General features: G+C 68.3%; 2 protein-coding genes and 1 pseudogene. All 3 read right to left on the bottom strand.

The features are described 5' to 3' along the window. Nucleotides 1-89: 89 nt before the first annotated feature. On the bottom strand, nucleotides 90-317 hold the full coding sequence (locus tag AB0O21_RS40360; protein ID WP_365180987.1) for a hypothetical protein: 228 nt from the start codon (nucleotides 315-317) through the stop codon (nucleotides 90-92). A 491-nt stretch (nucleotides 318-808) separates the two neighbouring features. Beyond that, nucleotides 809-1117: a hypothetical protein gene (locus tag AB0O21_RS40365; protein ID WP_365180990.1), complete on the bottom strand. Its 309-nt coding sequence runs from the start codon at nucleotides 1115-1117 to the stop codon at nucleotides 809-811. A gap of 341 nt (nucleotides 1118-1458) precedes the next feature. Beyond that, nucleotides 1459-2424, bottom strand: a pseudogene (locus tag AB0O21_RS40370) (hypothetical protein); the annotation flags it as partial.

Here is a 2424-nt window from a genome sequence, read left to right on the forward strand (position 1 = left end):
CGGACAGCACTCCCCACTCCACATCCGTCAGCTCATGACGACGCACCATGCCGACATGATCCCTCATCAGAACCATTTGAAGACACGGCCTAGGGCGGCGTCCCGGTCCGGGTGGTCGACGGCTGCGGCGCCGCCTGGTCGTGGGTGTGGTCGTCGCTGCGCGCGGCGGCCGACGTGGTCGCCGTCGGTGCTCCGTCCGGCGTGGCGCAAAGGATGCGGGCGTCGCGGATCGCGTTCTGCAGGACGAGGCTGGCGACCTGGGCCCGCTCGTACCGGCTGACTCCCGGGGAGGTTTGCCGCCTGCGTCGGCGATCCACCAGCGGTGGGGCCAGGCGAAGTCCGCGGTGTGGGTGAGCTGGTCCGGCGCCGGGGTGCGGCGGCCCGGCTGGGCAACGGTGAGCTTACGGGCGTGGCGGGTCAGGGCGCGGTCGGCGATGTAGTCGTCCAGGCCTGGCGGAAAGGCCCGGCCTCGCAGGGTCTCCGCGAGGTGCCGGCGGGCTTCGGCCAGGACGCGGCGGCAGGCGAAGGTCCGCCGCACGGTGAAGCCGATCGCGGCGACGTCGACGGCGGCCAGCGCGGCGTCCACCCGCGGGCCCACTCGTGCCCGGATCGCCTTCCCCGCTGCCTGGCAGCGTTTCAGGAGCCCGTCGACCAGCTGCTTGCCGAAGCGCAGGATCGCCGATGCACGCAGCTGCTCCAGCGGCTTCGGGGTCTTCTTCGCCCGGCGGGTGTCCTGCGCTGTGGACGATCGAGTTATTCGGCTCTGTCGGGGATCTTGTGATGCTCCTTCAACGGCAGGGACGGCCAGTCACTCCGCAGCCCGTTCTGCTGGCACTGGCTCAAGACGGAGAAGTTCCTCGGCGGAACAGCCGGAATCAGGGTCTTCCACCAGGCAGAGATTGAATCCTCGCTCGTCCCGTCGGACCAGAGCCGACAAAAGACAGGAGTCCTTCGGAGAATCGATGCGCAAGGAGACGGTGTCGCCGCTGGTGAGCGCGTCGTCAGCGAAGGAGAAGCCCGCGTCGTCCGGCGAGCTGAAGAAGCTCCAGCGCCCGGTTGCAGCGTCCGGGCACGATGTGCCTCCCAACATCGCACTGTTCAGGCTCTCCCCCGTCATACCGCGGTCCGCCCGCAAGCGAAGAAGATCGCCACCCGGGCTACTCCACTCGCCCACAAGCGCCGACTGATCAATGCAAGCTGCGTCTCCGCCAGCATCAGCGCAAGCAACGCAGGCCCACGCCAACGCGGCGACCAGAGCCGGCCACCGTCTCATTGAAGTACTCATCCCCATCCCACCCCACACCCGACTGAACGCGTTCAGAATAGACGGCAAGCTCAGACGATCTCACAACGGGAGGCCCCTGCCGCAGGGGCATGGCCCAGGAGTACTCGTTGATGCAGGAGGTCGAGGTTTGCTCGTCCGTGGGCCATGCGCTCGAGGAGTTTGATGCAGGTGACCTACCCCTCAACCTGGCCGGAGCTCCATGGGGTGGAGAGTCCGGCGGTGGCAGCGTCGAAGTCTCGCCGTAGGCCGCTGACCAGCGAGTGGAGGGCTGGTAGGTCAGCAAGGACTCGCTCTATCCAGTCGGGAAGTTGGTCTCCGCGGAGGTGGTGAAGCATTTCGGCGAAGTCGTGGACGTGCCGTGCGGCGGCGTCGAGGTGAGGGCAGGTCGTACGGATCTCCTTCAGTTCCGCGGCGTCGCCGGCCGCGAGGCGCTGGGGGTTCGTCATGATCCAGCGGACGACGCATCGGGGTTTCGGGGCCGGCCTGGGCCGCGGCCGGGACACCGGCTGCTGCTTCCGTCCAGGTCGGCGGGGAGGTCTGAAGTAGCGAAAGTAGCGGCGGAGACACTGGACACTCCCGGTGAATCCGCGCTCGCGCAGTTCCCGGTGGAGCTGGGGAATGTCGTGACAGCCCTCCAGCCAGCGGGTGTGGAGGTGGGGCTTGTGCTCGTCCAGCACGGAGAGTCGTCCGGTCGCTTTGGCCAGGAGTTCGTCGAGGCTGGCGGCGCGGGCGAAACGGCGGACGGTGGAGTGGTCCAGCTGTAGTGTCCGGCCGTTCGCCGCCAGGGACTTCCCCTTGGCAAGAAGGGCCTGGACCGCCGCGTATCTCTCTGTGGTGCGGGCCACCAGACGCCGGGGCCGGCCGCTGACATCAAGGATGCCGTCCGGCTGGACGAACGGCACGGCCACCGGCCTGGCCGGCTCCGGCGTGACCAGGTCCCTTTCGATTGCCTCCGTTATGACCGGAGTCTCCGCGAACGCGGCCCGGATGCACCCGTGGTGAGAGCCGACCGTTCTCTCCACCGCCTCGGCGATGTTCCGCCACAGAGTACTGGTGGGCCGTCGGCGAGGTGCCTGCTGAGCAGGCCCTTTTCCAACGACCCCCAGCCCGAACCGGGCATGCGACTTGTCACCGCACCC

It is taken from the genome of Streptomyces sp. NPDC091371 (assembly GCF_040684275.1).
Taxonomy (GTDB): Bacteria; Actinomycetota; Actinomycetes; order Streptomycetales; family Streptomycetaceae; genus Streptomyces.